Source organism: Anaerostipes sp., from assembly GCF_018381315.1.
Taxonomy (GTDB): domain Bacteria; phylum Bacillota; class Clostridia; order Lachnospirales; family Lachnospiraceae; genus Anaerostipes.
This window is the reverse complement of record NZ_JAGZSD010000052.1, coordinates 1-1,782: the sequence shown is the minus strand read 5'-3', so window position 1 is coordinate 1,782 and position 1,782 is coordinate 1. Positions and strand designations below refer to the sequence as shown.

The 1,782-nt window shown below is 40.9% G+C and carries 1 protein-coding gene; it reads left to right on the top strand.

Annotated elements, in window-relative coordinates; all coding sequences use genetic code 11:
• Positions 1-1,555 (top strand): glucan-binding protein (locus KH180_RS16655; RefSeq protein ID WP_290762497.1); only part of this gene is annotated, 1,555 nt, incomplete at its 5' end.
• Between the last annotated feature and the right edge of the window lie 227 nt (positions 1,556-1,782).

The following is a 1,782-nucleotide window of genomic DNA, read 5'->3' as shown; positions in this document are numbered from 1 at the left end:
GAGAAAGCAGACTAAATTAGTTGCAGTTTTATCTGCAGCAGCTTTACTCGCTATGGGTGCTTCCATGACATCTTTCGCCGCTGGTTGGGAAAAAGATGACGCTGGAATCTGGCACTATTATGATAGTGATGACGAAATGGTAACCGGTGAGTGGAAGAAAGACGGTGGAAAGTGGTTCTACCTTAATGATGACGGCGAAATGCAGACAGATTCCTGGGTTGACGATGAGTACTATGTTGGTGATGACGGCGCTATGCTGATCAATACCTGGAAGAAGACCATTACAGATGATGATATGGACGATCCAGAGGAAGATGGCGAGAGCTGGTATTACTTTGGAAGTAAAGGTAAGAAAACTACTTCCGGTTCTAAAAAAGTTAATGGCAAGACATACTACTTTGACGAGGACGGCAAAATGCAGTCTGGCTGGTATGCAGATGACAAAAATGTTTACTATTTAGGCGATGAAGATGACGGAGCTAGAAAATCTGGCTGGTTATGGTTAGAGGCACCAGATGCAGATGACGATGATGAAAAAGATGCAGCTGACGCAGTAGGACATAACGGTGAAGACAGCAACGATCCTTGTGATGAAGAAGGATGGTACTATTTCGGTTCTGACGGTAAGATGTACAAAGATGCTAAGCAGAAGAAAGTAAACGGTAAATATTACTACTTCAATGCACACGGTCAGATGCTGTATGAGTGGATCAATGGAGTAAAGACAACCATGGGTTCCAATGCTCAGCTTGATACAGATGATGAAACAGCTCAGAAGAATGCATCTCCTAGTGAAGTGCGTTATATGAACCAGGTAGAAGAAGGCTGGAGAGCTGACGGTTGGTATCAGATCGACGGTGCTGACATCCTTGGTGCTGGAGACGATACAGACTGGTACTACTTCAAGGACGGTAAAGCTAAGAGAGCTGAGAAGAAAGATGATGGTACTAGCTTAATGGATGGTACTTCACCAGTTTACAGAGCAAAAATTAAAATCAATGGTAAATACTTCTGCTTTAATGAAATCGGTCAGATGCAGACAGGTTTACAGCCAATCGGCAGCAAGAGCGGTATGGTTTCAGGATTATACTACTTTGATGAGAATGGCTACATGAAGACTGGTAAAGTTTCTAATGTAGAAGAAGAGAATGATTCCTTCACATACTACTTCGAAACAAAGAACAGCAAGAATGGCCAGGGTATCACAGGCGAGAAGTCTGGTTATCTGTACTGGAATGGTAAGAGACTTGAAGCTGATGACGATTACAAGATTTACCAGACCGATAAAGATACTTACTATCTTGTAAATAACAAGGGTAAACTTCAGAAATCTACAAGCAAGACATACGAAGTAGAAAACCTTGATGGCAAAGAAATGAAGTTCGAATTTAAGAGTAACTACACAATTAAGTCTGCTAAAGACGAAGAGGGTAATGCAGTTAATCTGAGCGATTTATCAGCTGAATTACCTAAGATCGAGCTGTTCGATAGTGTAATCACTCTTACGAAAGTTGCAAGTGGTGATTTTGCACTTGACGTTAAGCTTGCGGACTAATAAGTTTGGTTAGAATGAGTATATAAAATGAATATAGGAGCGTCGCATAATGACATGAAATCATTTAGATTTTGTATCAGGAGCGATGCTCCTTTTTTAGGTTCTTTGTCAATAGTTGGGTGGGATTTTAAGGTTCTATACTGAATGTTGGGGTGTGCTGAAAAGCACACTTCCAACATTCTTTTCGTTGTAATAAAATACATCTATAAGAAGCCTCCTAAACGCAT